Consider the following 24195-nt stretch of genomic DNA (forward strand, 5'->3'; position numbering starts at 1 on the left):
TTTATCGGAGAGTTTGATCCTGGCTCAGGACGAACGCTGGCGGCGTGCCTAATACATGCAAGTCGAGCGGACAGATGGGAGCTTGCTCCCTGATGTTAGCGGCGGACGGGTGAGTAACACGTGGGTAACCTGCCTGTAAGACTGGGATAACTCCGGGAAACCGGGGCTAATACCGGATGCTTGTTTGAACCGCATGGTTCAAACATAAAAGGTGGCTTCGGCTACCACTTACAGATGGACCCGCGGCGCATTAGCTAGTTGGTGAGGTAATGGCTCACCAAGGCAACGATGCGTAGCCGACCTGAGAGGGTGATCGGCCACACTGGGACTGAGACACGGCCCAGACTCCTACGGGAGGCAGCAGTAGGGAATCTTCCGCAATGGACGAAAGTCTGACGGAGCAACGCCGCGTGAGTGATGAAGGTTTTCGGATCGTAAAGCTCTGTTGTTAGGGAAGAACAAGTACCGTTCGAATAGGGCGGTACCTTGACGGTACCTAACCAGAAAGCCACGGCTAACTACGTGCCAGCAGCCGCGGTAATACGTAGGTGGCAAGCGTTGTCCGGAATTATTGGGCGTAAAGGGCTCGCAGGCGGTTTCTTAAGTCTGATGTGAAAGCCCCCGGCTCAACCGGGGAGGGTCATTGGAAACTGGGGAACTTGAGTGCAGAAGAGGAGAGTGGAATTCCACGTGTAGCGGTGAAATGCGTAGAGATGTGGAGGAACACCAGTGGCGAAGGCGACTCTCTGGTCTGTAACTGACGCTGAGGAGCGAAAGCGTGGGGAGCGAACAGGATTAGATACCCTGGTAGTCCACGCCGTAAACGATGAGTGCTAAGTGTTAGGGGGTTTCCGCCCCTTAGTGCTGCAGCTAACGCATTAAGCACTCCGCCTGGGGAGTACGGTCGCAAGACTGAAACTCAAAGGAATTGACGGGGGCCCGCACAAGCGGTGGAGCATGTGGTTTAATTCGAAGCAACGCGAAGAACCTTACCAGGTCTTGACATCCTCTGACAATCCTAGAGATAGGACGTCCCCTTCGGGGGCAGAGTGACAGGTGGTGCATGGTTGTCGTCAGCTCGTGTCGTGAGATGTTGGGTTAAGTCCCGCAACGAGCGCAACCCTTGATCTTAGTTGCCAGCATTCAGTTGGGCACTCTAAGGTGACTGCCGGTGACAAACCGGAGGAAGGTGGGGATGACGTCAAATCATCATGCCCCTTATGACCTGGGCTACACACGTGCTACAATGGACAGAACAAAGGGCAGCGAAACCGCGAGGTTAAGCCAATCCCACAAATCTGTTCTCAGTTCGGATCGCAGTCTGCAACTCGACTGCGTGAAGCTGGAATCGCTAGTAATCGCGGATCAGCATGCCGCGGTGAATACGTTCCCGGGCCTTGTACACACCGCCCGTCACACCACGAGAGTTTGTAACACCCGAAGTCGGTGAGGTAACCTTTTAGGAGCCAGCCGCCGAAGGTGGGACAGATGATTGGGGTGAAGTCGTAACAAGGTAGCCGTATCGGAAGGTGCGGCTGGATCACCTCCTTTCTAAGGATATTATACGGAATATAAGACCTTGGGTCTTATAAACAGAACGTTCCCTGTCTTGTTTAGTTTTGAAGGATCATTCCTTCGAAACGTGTTCTTTGAAAACTAGATAACAGTAGACATCACATTCAATTAGTAATACAAGATATCACATAGTGATTCTTTTTAACGGTTAAGTTAGAAAGGGCGCACGGTGGATGCCTTGGCACTAGGAGCCGATGAAGGACGGGACGAACACCGATATGCTTCGGGGAGCTGTAAGCAAGCTTTGATCCGGAGATTTCCGAATGGGGAAACCCACCACTCGTAATGGAGTGGTATCCATATCTGAATTCATAGGATATGAGAAGGCAGACCCGGGGAACTGAAACATCTAAGTACCCGGAGGAAGAGAAAGCAAATGCGATTCCCTGAGTAGCGGCGAGCGAAACGGGATTAGCCCAAACCAAGAGGCTTGCCTCTTGGGGTTGTAGGACACTCTGTACGGAGTTACAAAGGAACGAGGTAGATGAAGAGGTCTGGAAAGGCCCGCCATAGGAGGTAACAGCCCTGTAGTCAAAACTTCGTTCTCTCCTGAGTGGATCCTGAGTACGGCGGAACACGTGAAATTCCGTCGGAATCCGGGAGGACCATCTCCCAAGGCTAAATACTCCCTAGTGACCGATAGTGAACCAGTACCGTGAGGGAAAGGTGAAAAGCACCCCGGAAGGGGAGTGAAAGAGATCCTGAAACCGTGTGCCTACAAGTAGTCAGAGCCCGTTAACGGGTGATGGCGTGCCTTTTGTAGAATGAACCGGCGAGTTACGATCCCGTGCAAGGTTAAGCAGAAGATGCGGAGCCGCAGCGAAAGCGAGTCTGAATAGGGCGCATGAGTACGTGGTCGTAGACCCGAAACCAGGTGATCTACCCATGTCCAGGGTGAAGTTCAGGTAACACTGAATGGAGGCCCGAACCCACGCACGTTGAAAAGTGCGGGGATGAGGTGTGGGTAGGGGTGAAATGCCAATCGAACCTGGAGATAGCTGGTTCTCTCCGAAATAGCTTTAGGGCTAGCCTCAAGGTAAGAGTCTTGGAGGTAGAGCACTGATTGGACTAGGGGCCCCTACCGGGTTACCGAATTCAGTCAAACTCCGAATGCCAATGACTTATCCTTGGGAGTCAGACTGCGAGTGATAAGATCCGTAGTCGAAAGGGAAACAGCCCAGACCGCCAGCTAAGGTCCCAAAGTATACGTTAAGTGGAAAAGGATGTGGAGTTGCTTAGACAACCAGGATGTTGGCTTAGAAGCAGCCACCATTTAAAGAGTGCGTAATAGCTCACTGGTCGAGTGACTCTGCGCCGAAAATGTACCGGGGCTAAACGTATCACCGAAGCTGCGGACTGTTCTTCGAACAGTGGTAGGAGAGCGTTCTAAGGGCTGTGAAGCCAGACCGGAAGGACTGGTGGAGCGCTTAGAAGTGAGAATGCCGGTATGAGTAGCGAAAGAGGGGTGAGAATCCCCTCCACCGAATGCCTAAGGTTTCCTGAGGAAGGCTCGTCCGCTCAGGGTTAGTCGGGACCTAAGCCGAGGCCGAAAGGCGTAGGCGATGGACAACAGGTTGATATTCCTGTACCACCTCCTCACCATTTGAGCAATGGGGGGACGCAGGAGGATAGGGTAAGCGCGGTATTGGATATCCGCGTCCAAGCAGTTAGGCTGGGAAATAGGCAAATCCGTTTCCCATAAGGCTGAGCTGTGATGGCGAGCGAAATATAGTAGCGAAGTTCCTGATTCCACACTGCCAAGAAAAGCCTCTAGCGAGGTGAGAGGTGCCCGTACCGCAAACCGACACAGGTAGGCGAGGAGAGAATCCTAAGGTGATCGAGAGAACTCTCGTTAAGGAACTCGGCAAAATGACCCCGTAACTTCGGGAGAAGGGGTGCTCTGTTAGGGTGCAAGCCCGAGAGAGCCGCAGTGAATAGGCCCAGGCGACTGTTTAGCAAAAACACAGGTCTCTGCGAAGCCGTAAGGCGAAGTATAGGGGCTGACGCCTGCCCGGTGCTGGAAGGTTAAGAGGAGCGCTTAGCGTAAGCGAAGGTGCGAATTGAAGCCCCAGTAAACGGCGGCCGTAACTATAACGGTCCTAAGGTAGCGAAATTCCTTGTCGGGTAAGTTCCGACCCGCACGAAAGGCGCAACGATCTGGGCACTGTCTCAACGAGAGACTCGGTGAAATTATAGTACCTGTGAAGATGCAGGTTACCCGCGACAGGACGGAAAGACCCCGTGGAGCTTTACTGCAGCCTGATATTGAATGTTGGTACAGCTTGTACAGGATAGGTAGGAGCCTTGGAAACCGGAGCGCCAGCTTCGGTGGAGGCATCGGTGGGATACTACCCTGGCTGTATTGACCTTCTAACCCGCCGCCCTTATCGGGCGGGGAGACAGTGTCAGGTGGGCAGTTTGACTGGGGCGGTCGCCTCCTAAAAGGTAACGGAGGCGCCCAAAGGTTCCCTCAGAATGGTTGGAAATCATTCGCAGAGTGTAAAGGCACAAGGGAGCTTGACTGCGAGACCTACAAGTCGAGCAGGGACGAAAGTCGGGCTTAGTGATCCGGTGGTTCCGCATGGAAGGGCCATCGCTCAACGGATAAAAGCTACCCCGGGGATAACAGGCTTATCTCCCCCAAGAGTCCACATCGACGGGGAGGTTTGGCACCTCGATGTCGGCTCATCGCATCCTGGGGCTGTAGTCGGTCCCAAGGGTTGGGCTGTTCGCCCATTAAAGCGGTACGCGAGCTGGGTTCAGAACGTCGTGAGACAGTTCGGTCCCTATCCGTCGCGGGCGCAGGAAATTTGAGAGGAGCTGTCCTTAGTACGAGAGGACCGGGATGGACGCACCGCTGGTGTACCAGTTGTTCTGCCAAGGGCATCGCTGGGTAGCTATGTGCGGACGGGATAAGTGCTGAAAGCATCTAAGCATGAAGCCCCCCTCAAGATGAGATTTCCCATTCCGCAAGGAAGTAAGATCCCTGAAAGATGATCAGGTTGATAGGTCTGAGGTGGAAGTGTGGCGACACATGGAGCTGACAGATACTAATCGATCGAGGACTTAACCACATTTTGAATGATGTCACACCTGTTATCTAGTTTTGAGAGAACACTCTCAATTTGTTTGGTGGCGATAGCGAAGAGGTCACACCCGTTCCCATACCGAACACGGAAGTTAAGCTCTTCAGCGCCGATGGTAGTCGGGGGTTTCCCCCTGTGAGAGTAGGACGCCGCCAAGCAATTGCACGTTAGTGTAATTTCCTCAAAAAAGTTGTTGACTTTGAAGAAGCGACATTGTATACTAATAAAGTTGCTTTAACAAAGCAGACAAACAAAATGATCTTTGAAAACTAAACAAGACAAAACGTACCTGTTAATTCATTTTTTATAAATCGCACAGCGATGTGCGTAGTCAGTCAAACTACTTTATCGGAGAGTTTGATCCTGGCTCAGGACGAACGCTGGCGGCGTGCCTAATACATGCAAGTCGAGCGGACAGATGGGAGCTTGCTCCCTGATGTTAGCGGCGGACGGGTGAGTAACACGTGGGTAACCTGCCTGTAAGACTGGGATAACTCCGGGAAACCGGGGCTAATACCGGATGCTTGTTTGAACCGCATGGTTCAAACATAAAAGGTGGCTTCGGCTACCACTTACAGATGGACCCGCGGCGCATTAGCTAGTTGGTGAGGTAATGGCTCACCAAGGCAACGATGCGTAGCCGACCTGAGAGGGTGATCGGCCACACTGGGACTGAGACACGGCCCAGACTCCTACGGGAGGCAGCAGTAGGGAATCTTCCGCAATGGACGAAAGTCTGACGGAGCAACGCCGCGTGAGTGATGAAGGTTTTCGGATCGTAAAGCTCTGTTGTTAGGGAAGAACAAGTACCGTTCGAATAGGGCGGTACCTTGACGGTACCTAACCAGAAAGCCACGGCTAACTACGTGCCAGCAGCCGCGGTAATACGTAGGTGGCAAGCGTTGTCCGGAATTATTGGGCGTAAAGGGCTCGCAGGCGGTTTCTTAAGTCTGATGTGAAAGCCCCCGGCTCAACCGGGGAGGGTCATTGGAAACTGGGGAACTTGAGTGCAGAAGAGGAGAGTGGAATTCCACGTGTAGCGGTGAAATGCGTAGAGATGTGGAGGAACACCAGTGGCGAAGGCGACTCTCTGGTCTGTAACTGACGCTGAGGAGCGAAAGCGTGGGGAGCGAACAGGATTAGATACCCTGGTAGTCCACGCCGTAAACGATGAGTGCTAAGTGTTAGGGGGTTTCCGCCCCTTAGTGCTGCAGCTAACGCATTAAGCACTCCGCCTGGGGAGTACGGTCGCAAGACTGAAACTCAAAGGAATTGACGGGGGCCCGCACAAGCGGTGGAGCATGTGGTTTAATTCGAAGCAACGCGAAGAACCTTACCAGGTCTTGACATCCTCTGACAATCCTAGAGATAGGACGTCCCCTTCGGGGGCAGAGTGACAGGTGGTGCATGGTTGTCGTCAGCTCGTGTCGTGAGATGTTGGGTTAAGTCCCGCAACGAGCGCAACCCTTGATCTTAGTTGCCAGCATTCAGTTGGGCACTCTAAGGTGACTGCCGGTGACAAACCGGAGGAAGGTGGGGATGACGTCAAATCATCATGCCCCTTATGACCTGGGCTACACACGTGCTACAATGGACAGAACAAAGGGCAGCGAAACCGCGAGGTTAAGCCAATCCCACAAATCTGTTCTCAGTTCGGATCGCAGTCTGCAACTCGACTGCGTGAAGCTGGAATCGCTAGTAATCGCGGATCAGCATGCCGCGGTGAATACGTTCCCGGGCCTTGTACACACCGCCCGTCACACCACGAGAGTTTGTAACACCCGAAGTCGGTGAGGTAACCTTTTAGGAGCCAGCCGCCGAAGGTGGGACAGATGATTGGGGTGAAGTCGTAACAAGGTAGCCGTATCGGAAGGTGCGGCTGGATCACCTCCTTTCTAAGGATATTATACGGAATATAAGACCTTGGGTCTTATAAACAGAACGTTCCCTGTCTTGTTTAGTTTTGAAGGATCATTCCTTCGAAACGTGTTCTTTGAAAACTAGATAACAGTAGACATCACATTCAATTAGTAATACAAGATATCACATAGTGATTCTTTTTAACGGTTAAGTTAGAAAGGGCGCACGGTGGATGCCTTGGCACTAGGAGCCGATGAAGGACGGGACGAACACCGATATGCTTCGGGGAGCTGTAAGCAAGCTTTGATCCGGAGATTTCCGAATGGGGAAACCCACCACTCGTAATGGAGTGGTATCCATATCTGAATTCATAGGATATGAGAAGGCAGACCCGGGGAACTGAAACATCTAAGTACCCGGAGGAAGAGAAAGCAAATGCGATTCCCTGAGTAGCGGCGAGCGAAACGGGATTAGCCCAAACCAAGAGGCTTGCCTCTTGGGGTTGTAGGACACTCTGTACGGAGTTACAAAGGAACGAGGTAGATGAAGAGGTCTGGAAAGGCCCGCCATAGGAGGTAACAGCCCTGTAGTCAAAACTTCGTTCTCTCCTGAGTGGATCCTGAGTACGGCGGAACACGTGAAATTCCGTCGGAATCCGGGAGGACCATCTCCCAAGGCTAAATACTCCCTAGTGACCGATAGTGAACCAGTACCGTGAGGGAAAGGTGAAAAGCACCCCGGAAGGGGAGTGAAAGAGATCCTGAAACCGTGTGCCTACAAGTAGTCAGAGCCCGTTAACGGGTGATGGCGTGCCTTTTGTAGAATGAACCGGCGAGTTACGATCCCGTGCAAGGTTAAGCAGAAGATGCGGAGCCGCAGCGAAAGCGAGTCTGAATAGGGCGCATGAGTACGTGGTCGTAGACCCGAAACCAGGTGATCTACCCATGTCCAGGGTGAAGTTCAGGTAACACTGAATGGAGGCCCGAACCCACGCACGTTGAAAAGTGCGGGGATGAGGTGTGGGTAGGGGTGAAATGCCAATCGAACCTGGAGATAGCTGGTTCTCTCCGAAATAGCTTTAGGGCTAGCCTCAAGGTAAGAGTCTTGGAGGTAGAGCACTGATTGGACTAGGGGCCCCTACCGGGTTACCGAATTCAGTCAAACTCCGAATGCCAATGACTTATCCTTGGGAGTCAGACTGCGAGTGATAAGATCCGTAGTCGAAAGGGAAACAGCCCAGACCGCCAGCTAAGGTCCCAAAGTATACGTTAAGTGGAAAAGGATGTGGAGTTGCTTAGACAACCAGGATGTTGGCTTAGAAGCAGCCACCATTTAAAGAGTGCGTAATAGCTCACTGGTCGAGTGACTCTGCGCCGAAAATGTACCGGGGCTAAACGTATCACCGAAGCTGCGGACTGTTCTTCGAACAGTGGTAGGAGAGCGTTCTAAGGGCTGTGAAGCCAGACCGGAAGGACTGGTGGAGCGCTTAGAAGTGAGAATGCCGGTATGAGTAGCGAAAGAGGGGTGAGAATCCCCTCCACCGAATGCCTAAGGTTTCCTGAGGAAGGCTCGTCCGCTCAGGGTTAGTCGGGACCTAAGCCGAGGCCGAAAGGCGTAGGCGATGGACAACAGGTTGATATTCCTGTACCACCTCCTCACCATTTGAGCAATGGGGGGACGCAGGAGGATAGGGTAAGCGCGGTATTGGATATCCGCGTCCAAGCAGTTAGGCTGGGAAATAGGCAAATCCGTTTCCCATAAGGCTGAGCTGTGATGGCGAGCGAAATATAGTAGCGAAGTTCCTGATTCCACACTGCCAAGAAAAGCCTCTAGCGAGGTGAGAGGTGCCCGTACCGCAAACCGACACAGGTAGGCGAGGAGAGAATCCTAAGGTGATCGAGAGAACTCTCGTTAAGGAACTCGGCAAAATGACCCCGTAACTTCGGGAGAAGGGGTGCTCTGTTAGGGTGCAAGCCCGAGAGAGCCGCAGTGAATAGGCCCAGGCGACTGTTTAGCAAAAACACAGGTCTCTGCGAAGCCGTAAGGCGAAGTATAGGGGCTGACGCCTGCCCGGTGCTGGAAGGTTAAGAGGAGCGCTTAGCGTAAGCGAAGGTGCGAATTGAAGCCCCAGTAAACGGCGGCCGTAACTATAACGGTCCTAAGGTAGCGAAATTCCTTGTCGGGTAAGTTCCGACCCGCACGAAAGGCGCAACGATCTGGGCACTGTCTCAACGAGAGACTCGGTGAAATTATAGTACCTGTGAAGATGCAGGTTACCCGCGACAGGACGGAAAGACCCCGTGGAGCTTTACTGCAGCCTGATATTGAATGTTGGTACAGCTTGTACAGGATAGGTAGGAGCCTTGGAAACCGGAGCGCCAGCTTCGGTGGAGGCATCGGTGGGATACTACCCTGGCTGTATTGACCTTCTAACCCGCCGCCCTTATCGGGCGGGGAGACAGTGTCAGGTGGGCAGTTTGACTGGGGCGGTCGCCTCCTAAAAGGTAACGGAGGCGCCCAAAGGTTCCCTCAGAATGGTTGGAAATCATTCGCAGAGTGTAAAGGCACAAGGGAGCTTGACTGCGAGACCTACAAGTCGAGCAGGGACGAAAGTCGGGCTTAGTGATCCGGTGGTTCCGCATGGAAGGGCCATCGCTCAACGGATAAAAGCTACCCCGGGGATAACAGGCTTATCTCCCCCAAGAGTCCACATCGACGGGGAGGTTTGGCACCTCGATGTCGGCTCATCGCATCCTGGGGCTGTAGTCGGTCCCAAGGGTTGGGCTGTTCGCCCATTAAAGCGGTACGCGAGCTGGGTTCAGAACGTCGTGAGACAGTTCGGTCCCTATCCGTCGCGGGCGCAGGAAATTTGAGAGGAGCTGTCCTTAGTACGAGAGGACCGGGATGGACGCACCGCTGGTGTACCAGTTGTTCTGCCAAGGGCATCGCTGGGTAGCTATGTGCGGACGGGATAAGTGCTGAAAGCATCTAAGCATGAAGCCCCCCTCAAGATGAGATTTCCCATTCCGCAAGGAAGTAAGATCCCTGAAAGATGATCAGGTTGATAGGTCTGAGGTGGAAGTGTGGCGACACATGGAGCTGACAGATACTAATCGATCGAGGACTTAACCACATTTTGAATGATGTCACACCTGTTATCTAGTTTTGAGAGAACACTCTCAATTTGTTTGGTGGCGATAGCGAAGAGGTCACACCCGTTCCCATACCGAACACGGAAGTTAAGCTCTTCAGCGCCGATGGTAGTCGGGGGTTTCCCCCTGTGAGAGTAGGACGCCGCCAAGCAAGTTTAAACCCAACTCATTGAGTTGGGTTTTTTGTTTTATATCTGTACCGGTTTGTTTTCGTCGGTATCCATTTTATTGAGCTTTCTGCTTTTTAAGTTCTCTAACATTTTTAATACCAATACAATCCCAAGCATGATCAACATGAGCGTTGTAAATAACCAAAATGCAGTTTGTACGGGAAACTCATCTAGACTCCATCCGACTGCGATTGGCAGGATAGAGCCGCCTAATCCATTGGCAGCGAGCAGCATGCTTGTCGTTTGTTCGGTTTTTCCTGGGTAAAATTGATTAGTGATAATTAAAGCAATGGCGAACATGCCGGCCATAAATAATCCTAAGAAGAAACAAAGAACAAACCCAGCAAAAGCTGTTTTGCTGATTGCCAAAATACAGAGTGAAATGAGGCCGCCGATATTTATCAGCCTAAGATAACGATGATAGGTTAATTTTTCGGAAACCGGCCCGGTCAGTAAACGGCCGATGATCATACCGATCCAATATATTGTTACCGTAATGGTCGCTAAGGAGTTTGAAATATCCCATTTCTCAGCAAAGATAGAAGGGATAAAGTGAACAATTGATACTTCACTGCCTCCATAAAAAAAGAAGTAAGCAGCTGCTAAACAAATAAACAGTAAGCCATGCTTTCGAAAACTTGTAGGTGCTTGTTGCTTTCCATCGGCCGAGGTGTCTGTTTGACGATTGAGTAAATCGTCTAAACTGCCAAAACTCATCCGGCTCCAAACAACCATTAAAAGAAATGAACTTACCCCCAATACAAGAAAAGCCAATGCCCATACATGATTGCTGATTAAAAAACCAGACAGCAATGGCATGAAAAGTGCCCCTAAACCGTATGCTACTTCCATCTTACTCATAGCGATTGCTTGTTTTTCTTTAATTGCTGTTAGGATGATTGTTCCTACACAGGATTCTACCAGCCCAGCCCCAAGTCCAGCCATACTGACAAGAAGAAAGAGCAGCGGCCATGGAGGGAGGAAATAAATAAACAACTCGCAGCTGATCATGGCTAGCCCAATTACAACGACTTTTCTGCGTCCCATTCTTTTTACAGCATAAGGCATCCCTAATACGCCGATTAAAAACCCCATAAATTGTGAAAAAACTAATACACCGCCATTACTGTAGCTTTGGGCGTAATGGGAAAGTAATTCCGGCAGGACGGCTCCAAGTATAACGAGAGTAAAGGCGATCGATCCATAAGATAAACATCCAATCCACAGTAAACGAGTTTTCATTCATTAATCTCCTTTGATAAAAATAATACTCTCTACAATTTTTATGATAGGACTGGCAGCAAAATAAGCGTTTATGTAGTTTATATTTAGTTTTTTACAATAAATCCATTTATTTCTATCATAACATAAGCTGTTTAAATAGGAACCCCCTATGCAAACGTTAACAAATAATTAACAATTTTTACTATTTATCTAGTTGACATTAATTTCTAGAATTTATACGATGATTAACGAGTTTTACATATTTTATTAAATAGGGGTGTTGATAGTGGGGACTAAAGAAATTACGAATCCAGACAGTTTGTATTACAAAGTGGATGATGTTGTCATGGAAAGAGGAGAAGGCATTTATTTATACGACTCAGAGGGCAATGAGTATATTGATTGTGCTTCTGCTACTTTCAACTTGAATTTGGGTTATACCAATAAAGAAGTTATTGATACAGTCAAAGAACAGGCTGACCAGCTGATACATGTCACTTCATCCTACCAAACCAACGCCGTTAATAAACTAGCTGAAAAACTTGTAGAAATCTCCCCCGACAATCTCACGAAAGTTCACCCCAAAGTCAGCAGCGGTTCTGCCGCGAATGAAGGAGCTATCAAAATGGCTCAAAACTATTCAGGGAAAACAGATGTCATTTCTTTATTTCGAAGCCATCTTGGGCAAACGTATATGATGTCTGCGTTATCCGGAAATTCGTTTCGAAGAGAGCCGTTTCCCCCTCAGTTTTCTTTTGGCTTGCAGGTGCCTGACCCCTATTGCAACCGGTGTTTTTACAATCAGAAACCAGATTCATGCGGAATGCTTTGTGTAGAAAGAATTAATGACTTTATCGAATATGCGAGCAACGGAAAAATTGCCGCGATGATTATTGAACCGATCTCCGGTAATGGAGGAAACATCGTTCCGCCTAAGGAATACTTTAAGCAATTAAGAAAGCTCTGTGATGAGCATGATATCGCGCTTATTTTTGATGAAATTCAAACTGGATTCGGCCGTACAGGCAAGATGTTTGCCGCTGATTACTTTGATGTGAAACCGAATATGATGACGGTCGCGAAAGGTTTGGGTGGCACGGGGTTCCAGGTTGCCGCTACACTTACAGAGGATAAGTACATGGGATTAGCCGGCCATAATCACTCATTTACTTATGGTTCAAATGTGATGGCCTCGGCAGCGGCTTGTAAGACCATCGAAATCATGCAGCGTCCTGGCTTCTTAGAAAATGTAACAATTGTCGGGAATTACATTATGGATTCTTTAGAGCACATGAAGAAAGAATTTACCTTTATTGCTGACGTCAGAGGCGTAGGTTTGATGATCGGCGTTGAAATTGTAAAAGAGAATAATGAGCCTGATGTAGAACTGACCAATTATATTGCAAAACGGGCTATGGATTATGGGTTAATTTTACGTACTTCCCGTTACGGATTCGGAAATGTATTTAAAATCCGTCCGCCTCTCACGATTACGCTTAGTGAGGCTGAGGTACTTTGTTTCAAACTTCGTAAGCTATTGGAGGATATCAAGTGAAAGAATATATTATAGAGCTTGGAAAATTTGTTTATGAGGAAGTAAAGGGACAGAAAGGAACACTGAAAAACCGGTTAGTTAACGGGTATTCCCCAGGCGGAGATGCACAGTTTAACATTGATGCGGCTGCTGAGAACGCAGTGCTGGATTATGTGCAAAGCAAAAAGGAGTCAGTCGCGTTTTATACGGAAGATGGGGGATTGAAGATATTTGGAGAAAATCCTCAATATATTTTGATTGTTGATCCGATTGACGGTACGCGTCCGGCAGCTGCAGGTCTTGAAATGTCTTGTATCTCTATCGCATTAGCAGCGTACAAGCCTGACGCAAAAATTAAGGATATTGAATTTGCTTTTCTGCTAGAGCTGAAAACAGGAGCCTATATGTACGCGGATGTTTATTCTGAGGGGATCTATTATGAAGGCTATCGTGGCACCTTGCCAAACCTGAGCAAGGTGGAAGACATTAAACATATGTTTTGGAGCCTTGAGTTTAATGGGCATCCCTCGAATCTGATGATTGATGCGTACGGTCATTTGATAGATCAGTCAGCGAATAATGGCGGCGTTTTTGTTTTTAATAGCGCTTCATATTCCATCTCCAGAATTATCACAGGGCAGATGGATGCCTATGTGGATATCGGCAATCGTTTATTAAAGGACGATCCTGCACTGCTAAAAGATTTTCAGGCTGTAGGAAATGGGCAGGTTCTGCATCTGTTTCCTTATGATATTGCCGCAAGTGTGTTTTTGGCGAAAAAAGCGGGTGTTGTCATTACTGACGCGTATGGAAAGTCCTTGGATGACACACTTCTGACGGATCTTAGCTACAATAACCAGCAGTCATGCATCGCCGCGTCAACGAAGGAGCTGCATCAGAAGCTGCTGGATCAAATTCGCTGGGACAGAAAGGAAGAGACATATGAAAGCGTTGGTCTGGACTCCTAATGAACGGCTGGAATTGCAAGAAGTAGAAGAACCTCAAATTAAAAAAATGAACGATGTAAAAGTAAAAATATACGGGACAGGCATCTGCGGAACGGATCTAAATGTTCTAAAAGGAAAGATGCGCGCGACTCACGGTATGATCCTTGGTCATGAATCTGTGGGCGTGGTGACTGAAACAGGACCTGAGGTTAAAAACGTTAAGCCTGGTGATCGTGTTGTAATCGATCCGACTCAGTTTTGCGGGAAGTGTTATTATTGCAGAAAAGGTTTAACTTGTTATTGTGAAACATTTGAAGACTGGCAGCTGGGATTAGGGGCACATGGCACATTTGCCGATTATTATGTGGGCGAGGACCGATTTATGTATAAAATCCCGGACGCTATGGAATGGGAACGAGCCACTTTAATTGAGCCGCTTTCTTGTGTGTTAAATGTGATTGAGCGGGCTGCTATCAAACCTGACGATTCTGTACTGGTATTAGGTTCAGGGCCGATTGGACTGCTTGTTCAAATCATGGTAAAAAAACTCGCTAGGCTGACAGTTGCGACGGAGGTTGGTGAGTACCGTTCAGAAGCGGCGCGCCGAATATCTGACTATGTTTATCAGCCTCAGGATTTAACGGTAGATGAGGTCAAACGGATTAACCAAGGGAGAACATTTGACGTGATCTTTGACGCGATCGGTAATCAGCTTGAATGGGCATATCCGTTAATTAACAAGGGTGGAAGACTTGTGCCTATGGGATTTGATGATACGTATGAGATGAAAATCAGGCCTTTCCAGCTGCTTTCTAACGGTGTGACGATTGTTGGAACCGGAGAGGCGCGCCAAATTATGGAGGATGCGGTATCATGTGCTGTGGACATGCCTCAGCTTTCTGAATTAATTACGGAGAAAACTCCGCTTGAGAACTACGAGGCTGCCATCCAGGAATTGATGGGTATAGGTGCGTTGCCAAATGAGAGAAAAGATATTACTGCCATTAAAACGATTCTTGTGTCTCATCCGGATATGATATAATCCAGCGAAATGGCTCAGACTATGTTTGAGCCATTTTTTTCTTCAGCATTCATCTTGCGTAATTGATGAAAATTTATTATGATACTCCTTGGTGACAACTCCTTGCCTCAATACAATATACTCAACGTTTCCCCGTTTTCCCCGGTCGTTTTTCTTTCATTTTCTCCCGTAAAATAAAAAAAGCTCCCAATACAATAGATATGGTGCGGATTTATTTTTTTATAAGAAGGAGTCGTTATATTTGAATAATAGTTTTACATTACAACAGCAATGGTTCGGGAATATCCGAAAAGACATTCTTGCTGGCATTTTAGTTGCGTTAGCATTAATTCCTGAGGCGATCGGCTTTTCTATTATAGCCGGTGTGGATCCGATGGTCGGTCTATATGCGTCATTTTGTATAGCCATTATTATTTCTATTTTTGGCGGAAGACCTGGCATGATTTCAGCTGCGACTGGTTCAATGGCAGTCGTTATGGTGTCGCTGGTTGCTGATCATGGGCTTCAGTATTTATTTGCGGCTACGATTTTGACAGGCATTATTCAGGTGATTTTAGGTATCAGTAAAATAGCGAGATTAATGAAATTCATCCCGCGTTCTGTCATGATCGGGTTTGTGAATGCGCTGGCGATCCTTATCTTCTCTGCGCAGCTTCCTCAGTTTGAAGGTGCTTCTTGGAGTATGTATGCGATGCTTGCCGGGTCGCTGGTTATTATTTATGTGCTCCCGAGGTTTACGACTGCTGTTCCGTCCCCGCTTGTTGCGATTATTGTGATGACAATTATTGCGGTCACTTTCCATGTGGATGTGCGGACGGTTGGCGATATGGGCAATATTTCTAGTTCGTTGCCGCATTTCTTAATTCCTGATGTTCCGTTAACCTTTGAAACACTGCAAATTATTTTTCCTTATTCGATTGCTTTAGCGTTTGTCGGGTTGCTTGAATCTTTGCTGACAGCACAGATTATTGATGAAATGACGGATACGGATAGTGATAAAAATAAAGAGAGCCGAGGACAGGGAATTGCGAATATCGTGACCGGATTCTTTGGCGGCATGGCAGGCTGTGCTATGATCGGACAATCTGTCATTAATACAAAAGCGGGCGGGCGCGGACGTTTGTCAGCATTTGTGGCCGGTGCTTTTCTGATGTTTTTAATTGCGGTGCTAAGTCATGTCGTGGTGAAAATCCCAATGGCTGCGTTAGTGGCTGTAATGGTTATGGTGTCTGTCGGCACATTTGATTGGTCTTCTTTAAAAGGACTTAAAAAAGCGCCGCTCACGGACTCGATTGTCATGGTTGTGACTGTGATAACGGTTGTTGTGACGGATGACTTATCTAAGGGTGTATTTGTCGGCGTTCTTTTAAGTGCCGTGTTCTTTGTGGCAAAAATCTCGAAGCTGAAAATCGTTTCTCATGCAGAGGATCAAAAGCTTAGAACCTATCAAGTGAAGGGGCAAATCTTTTTTGCGTCAGTGATGGATCTTGCAAATGCGTTTATTTATCAAGAGGATGTTGAGCGGGTCGTGATTGACTTAACGGAAGCTCATGTATGGGATGATTCTGGAGCGGCAGCACTTGATAAGATTGTTGCGAAGTTTAAAGAACAAGGCATTGAAGCCGAGTTAAAAGGTTTGAATAAAGCGAGTAAGTCTCTAATGAAACAGATGGCATAAAATAGGGAAGCCCAGATTAACGAGATCTGGGCTTTTTTATATAACATACGGTTAAGCAGCATTGATATAATAGAGAGAAGAGAAATTTAAAATAGGGGACTTGCATATGATGCTTCAGAAGCTGAACCGTGTATTGGGGAGGGTGATGCCGCTTTTAACGCCGACTAGTGTGGTGTTGGGCGTGCTGTTGTCTCAATTTTTAAATGGATATGAAAGCGCAGTGCCTTGGATCTTTGCGTTTATTACGTTTGCAGGCAGTTTAAGCGCGAACTTTCAATCTTTGAGACATGCATTATCTCACCCTCTCCCTATGATTCTTGCACTTTTTGTTCTTCATATTTTTATGCCGCTTTTTGCTTGGGGCAGCGGCCATCTTATCTTTAAAGGCGACCCTTTAACGATCACTGGTTTAACGTTGGCTGTCGTAATTCCTACTGGGATTACAAGCTTGATTTGGGCAGCGATGTACAAAGGGAATGTCGGTTTGACGCTTTCGATTATTTTAGTTGATACTGTGCTGTCACCGCTAATCGTACCGCTTAGCCTTTCATTGCTGGCCGGCACTCAGGTTCATATGGACGTGTGGGGAATGATGAAAGGCCTGATTGTAATGGTCGTGATTCCTTCTTTTCTGGGCATGCTGTTTAATCAGATGTCATCTCCTGAACGAACTGCATCTGTGAGCAGCGCGCTGTCACCTTTTTCAAAGCTTTGCTTGATGGCAGTGATTGCGATTAACAGTTCAGCGATTGCTCCTTATTTCAAAGCCATTGATTTGAGATTTGCAGGAATAGCTGTAACGGTCTTCTTTATCGCGTTAACAGGCTATGCCGCTGCTTGGCTGATCGGAAAAATGATGAAAAGGCGCCAAGAGGAAATAGTCTCTCTTATATTTACGGGAGGCATGAGGAATATTAGTGCCGGCGCAGTTCTTGCCGTTACGTTCTTCCCGTCTCAGGTTGCCGTTCCTGTTGTGATCGGCATGCTGTTTCAGCAGATATTGGCTGCTTTGTTTGGCTATATGCTGAATCGTTTTGAATTAAAACCAGTTTTGCAGAAAGCATGAAAAAACCGCTCATTGGATTGAGCGGTTTTTTCCGTATAGCCATTCGAGAGCGGTGATGAACTGTTTGCAGAAATACTTGCGGTGGTGCACCGCCCCTTTTTCAATTGAAAGACAAAGCTGGTCTTCAGTGAAGCCTTTTTCTTTTAGACTTTGGTGAACTTGCTTTGTTTTTTCCAGCATATGCCGCTGAATGGATTGTTTTCCACGGCCTTCTTCACTGCCGACAGACATGAAAATACGCGCAGTGCCGGGTGTTAAAAAAGAAATATGAATGGTTTCCGCTGCGTTCTCGTACCAGTATGAACCTGAGATAGAACCTATTTTCCCAAAAACTGACGGATACTTTAATAAGGCGAACATTGAGATGAGGCCGCCTAATGAGGCACCGATCATTCCTCTTGTTTGCGGTTTCCTGGCGATGTTCCAGTTTTCTTCGATAAACGGAATGAACCGGTTTGTCATGTCAGACAGATAGTCATATCCCATGCCTCCGAAGTCCGGGAACCGATCACTGAGTGATGCAGCCGGCCATGGCGTGTATTCATCAAGCCGATTTTCAGGTTCGATACCAATTAGTACAAGTTCAGGGAGCCTATGCTGTTGAAATATGCTTTCTAATAATTCAATTTGGCCGTGAAACAAAGAATGGCCATCTTGCACATAAACAGCAGGGAATTCCCCGCTGTCTGCGCTGTAGGAAGGAGGGAGGTACAGCGTGAACCTCCTGTTGCCGGCTTTGTGTTCTGAAAGAGATCCTTTCAAGCATTCTCCCCCTTTTTTTGCTTAAAAAGCAAATATAAGAAATAAGGAACACCGAGGATCGCCAAAATGATGCCTGCGGGCACTTCCGCGGGCTGAAAAAACAGTTTTCCTGCAAAGTCTGCGCTTATCACAAGCAGCATCCCGATTAAACCGCTCAGTGGCAGAATATAGCGATGTTCGACGCCAGACAGCCTCCGTGAAATATGGGGAGCAATTAAGCCGACAAACGCCATGCTGCCCGCTACGGAGACACAGGCACTGATGATTGCTACACAGGCGACGAGCAGGATGGTTTTTTCTTTATTTGATGATATGCCAAGGCTTCTTACTGTGTCTTCATCAAAACGAATGGTGTCGAGCAAGCGGGATTTGGCAATAAGAATCGGTATAAACAGCAGCATCCACGGAAGAACGGCTGTGATATACGTCCAGTTGGCAGACCAGATGCTTCCGTTTTTCCACACCATGGCCATTTGATAGTCTTGCGGGTCCATTTTTAATGATAAAAACAAAGAAAGGGCGCTGAATCCTGAATTGATCGCGATTCCTACCAGAATAATTCTTCCTGAATCTAAATTGCCTCTGTGCCATGCAAATATGTAAATCAGGAGCGCCGCGATGAGCCCGCCTATCAATCCAAAGAGCGGCATCCCCATCGCTGCAGCTATGGATGTCACTTCCTTCTGGCCTTGGAACAAGAGCATAAACGCCACAATACCGGCTCCTGCCCCTGCGTTGATTCCGAGAATTCCCGGGTCAGCAAGCCCGTTTCTTGTGATGGCCTGGATGACAGCGCCTGCAATGCCAAGACCGAGTCCGATAATAGCAGCCATGACAACCCTCGGAAGTCTTAGATCGAACAGCAAAATTTCATACTGCGGATTCGGATCGATTTGAAAAAGAGTGGAGAGCAGCTCAGCCGGACGAACAGAAAATGATCCGCTCGTTAAACTGAAATAGCTGACAACGAGAATCAAAACGATGAACAATGCATATTTTTTAGCCATTTTGCTCCCCTCCTTTTCGTTTAATCAAATAAAGGAAGAAAGGTACGCCGATAATGGATGTTACGACCTCAATCGGTGTTTCAAACGGATAGTTGATAAATCGGCTTGCGAGATCACACAGGGTTAAAAAGATTCCGCCCAAAATACAGGAACACGGAATCAGCCTGCTGTAATCAGAGCCGACGAGAAATCTCGTGATATGAGGAACAACCAAACCAACAAACGCAATTTTTCCGGCCAGCGCTACGGCACTGCCGGTTAAAATAATGACGGAAAGCATCGCCATGATTTTTATGGTTTTTTTCTTTTGACCCAGACTTTTAGAAATGTCATCGCCTAAGGATACGGCAGTCACCTTTTTGCTGAGAGACATGGCCATTATGATGCCAATCAGGAAAAACGGAGCGGCAAGCTTCAGGAAATCCGGACTCATTTGATGAAGTCTGGCACTGTACCAGAAACTGAGATCCTGAGAAATTTGAAAATAAATCGACATGGCCGCTGATAAACTGCTGAGCAGCATGCTTGTGACTGTGCCGATGATGGCGAGCTGCACGGGGGTAAATCCGTTCGGCATCATGGCGGCAAGGCCGAATACTAACACAGCCCCTAACGCTGAGCCGATAAAAGAATAAATGATCATTTCAATCGACGATGATTGCGGGAGCAGAACCATACAGAGCGTGATGATAAACGCGGAACCATCTGAAACGCCCATAATGGAGGGCGAAGCTAAATAATTGCGCGTAATGCCTTGCATAAGCGCTCCAGAAACAGCAAGGGCTGCCCCTATGAGCAGAGCGCCGGCAGCCCTTGGAATCCGAGAATGCCATATAATTTGATGGTCTGTGTTTCCCGGATCGAAATGAATAAGAGATGTAAAAACAATATCTGTGCTAAGATGCTTTGCCCCATAAAGGATTGAAAGCAAAAGCGACAGTGCTATAGCAAATGGAGAAGTAATCAATATGATACGTGTCCACTGTTTTGAATACATACAAAAACCTACTCTGAATTAGTTTTGTGTCAATTTTTCAGCAGCCGCTTTCAGGAAACGGACTTTGCTCCAAGCTGTGCCGCCTTGTGCGAGAGGGTCCACTGAGTTGACATACACATGATCTTCTTTGACTGCTTTCAGGCTTTTCCAGATTGGATTTTTCTCCAGATCTTTTAAGGCATCAGGTTTGTCTGCATTTTCATCATCAGAAAATTGGACGAAGATATGATCTGGGTTCATTTCACTTAATTTTTCTAATGAAATCAGCTCTTGCGCTTTTGCAGCTTTTACTTCGCTCGGCGCCTTAAGGCCTAAATCACCGTATAGCGTGGAGTTGAAATACACCTGTTCAGGGTAAATGTAAATGTTGCCTTGTCTGAGTCTGATGACAAGCGCTTTTGAATCTTTCGCTTTATTATTGATTTTAGTTTTTGTTTCTTTTAGATCCTGTTCATAATCTGCAATGATTTTTTTCGCTTTTTTCTCTTTTCCAGTCAGCTGGGCAAGCAGCATCATGTTTTCTTTCCAGTTTGAAGAGATATGAGAAACTGGGATCGTTGTGCCGGCTGTGCTTATTTTTTGCAGTGTTTTTTCCGGGAATTTTGTTGAAGCAAGGATGACGTCTGGCTTCATTTCTAAAATCTTTTCAATGTTTGGCTCCATTTTTTCTCCGGTTGATTGGGCTTTATCAGTAATATCTTTGAACATATCAGGGAATTTGCCTGAGAATGAAATCGCGCCTTGCGGGTGAACGTCAAGCAGTTTGGCATCTTCCATTGATTCAACGCTTCCCGTAATGGCAATTTTGTCTGTCGGTACAGTTACTTCATATGTTTTATCCAGGTATTCAATTTTCTTCTTTTCCGATGCTGTGCCGCTTGCCTTGCTGGCGGTCGATTCGTTTTTGCTGCCGCAGGCTGCTGCTGTCAGCGCGAGAAGCAAGATTAATAAGGTTAGAGATATTTTTTTCATCTATAGGGCCTCCTGTCAATTGATAACTATTATCAATTAGAATTATAGAGAATGAATAGATATAACACCATGGACAAATTTCTGATTTATCATGGACAATCTCCGGATAGTAAAGAAATAGTTTGCTGAACGATGCGTTCGTGCCCGCAAGCTGAGTATTCATTCCATGGGTCAAGGGATAGAAGATAAACACGGTTATTCTTTACGGCGCTTAGGTTCTGCCATGCTTCTGTCAGCTGTAATTGCTGATAATAGGCTATGGTCTCTGGTTCTTTAAAAAGAAAAAGCATCATGCAGTCAGCTTGGTAATTTGCGATATTTTCTAACGGAATCGCTTGCTCTGAAGGTGTGTCAGCTGTTTTTGCCGAGCTGAATCCTAAATCTCCAAAGAAAACTTCGCGGACGCTTCGGTTATGTGCCAGATAGAAGTTTTGCTTATGCAGCCTCAAAAAGAGAAAACGCAGCCCTTGAACGTGCTGAAGTGTTTTTTTGGCGGCTGTTGTCTGCCGGTCATAAGCCGCGAGCCACTTTTCTGCTTCGGATTCTTCCTTTAAAAATGAGGCCGTTTGCAGAAAGTGGGTTCTCCAGCTTTCTTCTGAAGGAAGGTACATGACTTCTGCGATGCGATTCAGGTGATATTGTTCTTCTGGAGAAATAGAATCCATGCTGACAATCACATCTGGTTCTGCCTGCGATAATGTGTACAGGTTTTCTTCCCACTTTTCATTAAAGCGGTATGCACTGAGCTGGACGGGTATATCTGTCGAATAATGCTGATAGTAGTAAGACGTCCATTTCGGATGCAGAGCAGCGGCAAAGGGTATGTGATGAAGAGGAATGAGATGGCCCATGGTCCCCCTTCCATAAGCGGCGATCTTTTTTCGTCGTTTTTTCATATAGCTTGTAGGTGAACACCCTGTATATTTTTTAAAGATTCTGCTGAAATAAAATTCATCTTGATAACCGGATTGGTGAGCGATTTCTTTCAATTTGCAGTTTGATTTTGCCATGAGCTGTTTCGCTTTGGTGATTCTTGTGTTCGTAATAAATTCTGTTACGCTCTGTCCAGTCCATTTTTTAAAGCTTTCGCTGTAGTGTTTGGCGCTGATTCCTGCGATTTGTGCCAGCTTGGCAAGCGTGATTTTTGAATGGGCATGGGTTTCGATATAGTGTTTTGTTTTTTCGATTGCTGAATGTGTATCCGTTTGCTCAGATAAACTGGCAGTAAAGAGGTCATAAATCAGGCTTTGTACTTCAATTACACATTTAAGCTGAGAAAGCTGAGACGATTCATTCCATAGTGTTGCAAGCTCTTGAAGCCGGACTGCAAGATTTTCGATATGCGAAACATTCACAAGCTTCAGTTTGGCTAATTCTGATTCTGCACATGGTGTGAACATATCTTGGCCGTTTTCCTTGATATAGCTTTGAAGCCTGATCAGACAAGCATCTATATGTCCATCGGCTGCTGGTGTAAAGCCAAAAGTCTCGTTAGGCGGGCAAACATAAAGTGTCTTTTTTTGCAGAGGATTGGTGTTTGTTCCGATCGAAATATGGCCGTTTCCTTTTAAATGAAAGATCAGCACGAATGAATCGGCTAATTGCTGTTCTGAGAAGAGATCACTTGTTTTTTTTAGATATTCAATTTGTATGGGTTGATAAATCACTGCGTTTGGCAAGAGTAGACCACCTTTTCAGAAGCTTTCAATTGATAATCATTTTCAATAAAAATTGTACCAAATAAATGAAAGTTTTCCTATATAAAGCGGGTGGGTTTTTAGCACGAAAAAAACCCTTACTCGTGTATGAAAGTAAGGGTCTTTCGTTCAGTAAGAATATGTTACACGTGTAACATACGATGCTTACGCCTTAATAAATGAGATATTTTTTTCTTGTTTTGCTGAATTGTTGGAGTGTTTTTTCATAGCTGTCTATGATGTCTTCAATAGAAGTTCCATTTTCGATTTTTGTCCTGATCCAGCCGTTGCCTGCCAGTTTATCGAATGAACCTGTTGAGAGGAATTCAAAATCCTCAGGATAGAGATCGTGTATGGTTTTAATGACTGAGAGACCTGTTTTAACGGCTTCAAACTTATCTCTGTCTGTCACATAGAGCTGCACACCGTGGCAAAGCGTTCCTTGATGTTTAGAAAACGTTGGGGTAAAGGATGCTGCCCTAAATGTCACGCCCGGCAAATGGAGGCTGTTTAAAGTTTCTTCAAGCTCTGTGCTTTTGATAAAGGGAGCTCCGATCAATTCGAATGGTTTTGTTGTCCCTCGCCCTTCGGATATATTTGTTCCTTCAATTAGCCCGGTTGCAGGATAAACAAATGTGCTCTCCACTGTCGGCATGTTAGGCGAAGGGAGGACGAAAGGCAATCGGGTATCGTCAAAATCCATTTTTCGTTTCCAGTGTTTCATTTTCACGACTGTAAGCTCGGCATCAATGTCAAACTCTTTGTTGAACAATATAGCCAATTCGCCTATCGTCATCCCATGCTTCAACGGAATGGGATACAATCCGACAAATGAGGCGTATTCAGGTTCTAAGATTGGTCCTTCAATATGATTTCCGCCTTGAGGGTTCGGGCGGTCCAGCACCATAAACGGAATGTCGTTTTCTTTGGCGGCTTCCATTGCGTATGCCATTGTATAAATGTACGTGTAGAAACGGGTCCCGACATCCTGAATATCAAACAGTAGAATATCGACATTTTTCAGCATCTCTGGTGTCGGTTTCTTCGTTTTTCCGTAGAGACTGTATACAGGAACCCCGGTTTTTTCGTCAATGTAAGAGCCTACTTCGTCTCCAGCCTGGGCGTCACCGCGGACGCCGTGTTCAGGGCCGAATAAAGCTGTCAGTTTGATTTCTGGATTCTCGAAAAGTATATCGACACTGCTTTTCAGAGATGCATTTACTCCCGTTGGGTTGGTGATCAGTCCGATTCGTTTTCCCTTGAGCTGTTTTTTGTAATCTGGCAAAAGCGTGTCTATGCCGGTCTGGACTTTAGGTTTTTTAGCCGTTTGATTCTTTGAATCGGGTGAAGCAGAGGCAGCGGTTATCGTTCCGAACATCATGAGCCCTGTGAGAAAAGCGAATATTGTTTTTCTCATATGTTCCTC

12 protein-coding genes and 6 rRNA genes are annotated in these 24195 nt (G+C 46.9%); 11 read left to right on the plus strand and 7 right to left on the minus strand.

Annotated features, from left to right (window positions below):
• The first annotated feature begins 1 nt into the window (after window position 1).
• The 6 genes from CDO84_RS00005 (at window position 2) to rrf (CDO84_RS00030) (ending at window position 9824) form a co-directional block, all read left to right on the plus strand.
• Window positions 2–1551, plus strand: a 16S ribosomal RNA gene (locus tag CDO84_RS00005).
• A gap of 170 nt (window positions 1552–1721) precedes the next feature.
• Window positions 1722–4649, plus strand: a 23S ribosomal RNA gene (locus CDO84_RS00010).
• 54 nt (window positions 4650–4703) lie between these two features.
• Window positions 4704–4819, plus strand: a 5S ribosomal RNA gene (gene rrf / locus CDO84_RS00015).
• A 187-nt stretch (window positions 4820–5006) separates the two neighbouring features.
• A 16S ribosomal RNA gene (locus CDO84_RS00020) occupies window positions 5007–6556 on the plus strand.
• A 170-nt stretch (window positions 6557–6726) separates the two neighbouring features.
• Window positions 6727–9654, plus strand: a 23S ribosomal RNA gene (locus CDO84_RS00025).
• A 54-nt stretch (window positions 9655–9708) separates the two neighbouring features.
• A 5S ribosomal RNA gene (gene rrf / locus CDO84_RS00030) occupies window positions 9709–9824 on the plus strand.
• Together the 16S, 23S and 5S rRNA genes form the textbook arrangement of a ribosomal RNA operon.
• 37 nt (window positions 9825–9861) lie before the next feature.
• Here rrf (CDO84_RS00030) and CDO84_RS00035 read toward each other — a convergent pair.
• Window positions 9862–11085, minus strand: coding sequence for an MFS transporter (locus tag CDO84_RS00035; protein ID WP_014662549.1), 1224 nt, complete (start codon window positions 11083–11085; stop codon window positions 9862–9864).
• Window positions 11086–11353: 268 nt separating this feature from the next.
• Between CDO84_RS00035 and CDO84_RS00040 the strand changes: the two genes are divergently transcribed.
• From CDO84_RS00040 to CDO84_RS00060, 5 genes are all read left to right on the plus strand, one after another.
• A complete protein-coding gene (locus tag CDO84_RS00040) occupies window positions 11354–12622 on the plus strand; it encodes an aspartate aminotransferase family protein (protein WP_040084377.1) in 1269 nt (422 codons plus the stop codon).
• Window positions 12619–13569, plus strand: a complete 951-nt coding sequence (locus tag CDO84_RS00045; RefSeq protein WP_040084376.1) for an inositol monophosphatase family protein — start codon at window positions 12619–12621, stop codon at window positions 13567–13569. The genes CDO84_RS00040 and CDO84_RS00045 overlap by 4 nt, the downstream gene beginning before the upstream one ends.
• Complete coding sequence (locus CDO84_RS00050) at window positions 13544–14590, plus strand: zinc-dependent alcohol dehydrogenase (RefSeq protein ID WP_040084375.1); 1047 nt, start codon at window positions 13544–13546, stop codon at window positions 14588–14590. Before CDO84_RS00045 ends, CDO84_RS00050 begins: the two co-directional genes overlap by 26 nt.
• 241 nt (window positions 14591–14831) lie before the next feature.
• Window positions 14832–16268: a SulP family inorganic anion transporter gene (locus CDO84_RS00055; protein ID WP_040084374.1), complete on the plus strand. Its 1437-nt coding sequence runs from the start codon at window positions 14832–14834 to the stop codon at window positions 16266–16268.
• Window positions 16269–16413: 145 nt separating this feature from the next.
• Window positions 16414–17334 carry a bile acid:sodium symporter family protein gene (locus tag CDO84_RS00060; protein ID WP_082033078.1) on the plus strand — a complete coding sequence of 307 codons (921 nt, stop codon included), beginning with the start codon at window positions 16414–16416 and terminating at the stop codon, window positions 17332–17334.
• Between the two features lie 9 nt (window positions 17335–17343).
• On the opposite strand, the gene CDO84_RS00065 is transcribed toward CDO84_RS00060, so the two are convergent.
• From CDO84_RS00065 to CDO84_RS00090, 6 genes are all read right to left on the minus strand, one after another.
• A complete protein-coding gene (locus CDO84_RS00065; protein ID WP_040084372.1) occupies window positions 17344–18096 on the minus strand; it encodes an alpha/beta hydrolase in 753 nt (250 codons plus the stop codon).
• On the minus strand, window positions 18093–19103 hold the full coding sequence (gene feuC / locus CDO84_RS00070; protein ID WP_014662556.1) for an iron ABC transporter permease FeuC: 1011 nt from the start codon (window positions 19101–19103) through the stop codon (window positions 18093–18095). The genes CDO84_RS00065 and feuC overlap by 4 nt, the downstream gene beginning before the upstream one ends.
• Entirely contained in the window at window positions 19096–20100 is a 1005-nt protein-coding gene (locus CDO84_RS00075) for a FecCD family ABC transporter permease (protein ID WP_014662557.1), read from the minus strand. Before CDO84_RS00075 ends, feuC begins: the two co-directional genes overlap by 8 nt.
• An 18-nt stretch (window positions 20101–20118) precedes the next feature.
• Window positions 20119–21072 carry an iron ABC transporter substrate-binding protein FeuA gene (gene feuA / locus CDO84_RS00080; protein WP_040084371.1) on the minus strand — a complete coding sequence of 318 codons (954 nt, stop codon included), beginning with the start codon at window positions 21070–21072 and terminating at the stop codon, window positions 20119–20121.
• An 89-nt stretch (window positions 21073–21161) separates the two neighbouring features.
• Window positions 21162–22751, minus strand: a complete 1590-nt coding sequence (gene btr, locus CDO84_RS00085) for a bacillibactin transport transcriptional regulator Btr (protein WP_040084369.1) — start codon at window positions 22749–22751, stop codon at window positions 21162–21164.
• Window positions 22752–22941: 190 nt separating this feature from the next.
• Window positions 22942–24186: an exo-beta-N-acetylmuramidase NamZ family protein gene (locus tag CDO84_RS00090; RefSeq protein ID WP_040084368.1), complete on the minus strand. Its 1245-nt coding sequence runs from the start codon at window positions 24184–24186 to the stop codon at window positions 22942–22944.
• Between the last annotated feature and the right edge of the window lie 9 nt (window positions 24187–24195).

Source organism: Bacillus sp. MD-5, assembly GCF_002201875.1.
GTDB lineage: Bacteria > Bacillota > Bacilli > Bacillales > Bacillaceae > Bacillus > Bacillus stercoris.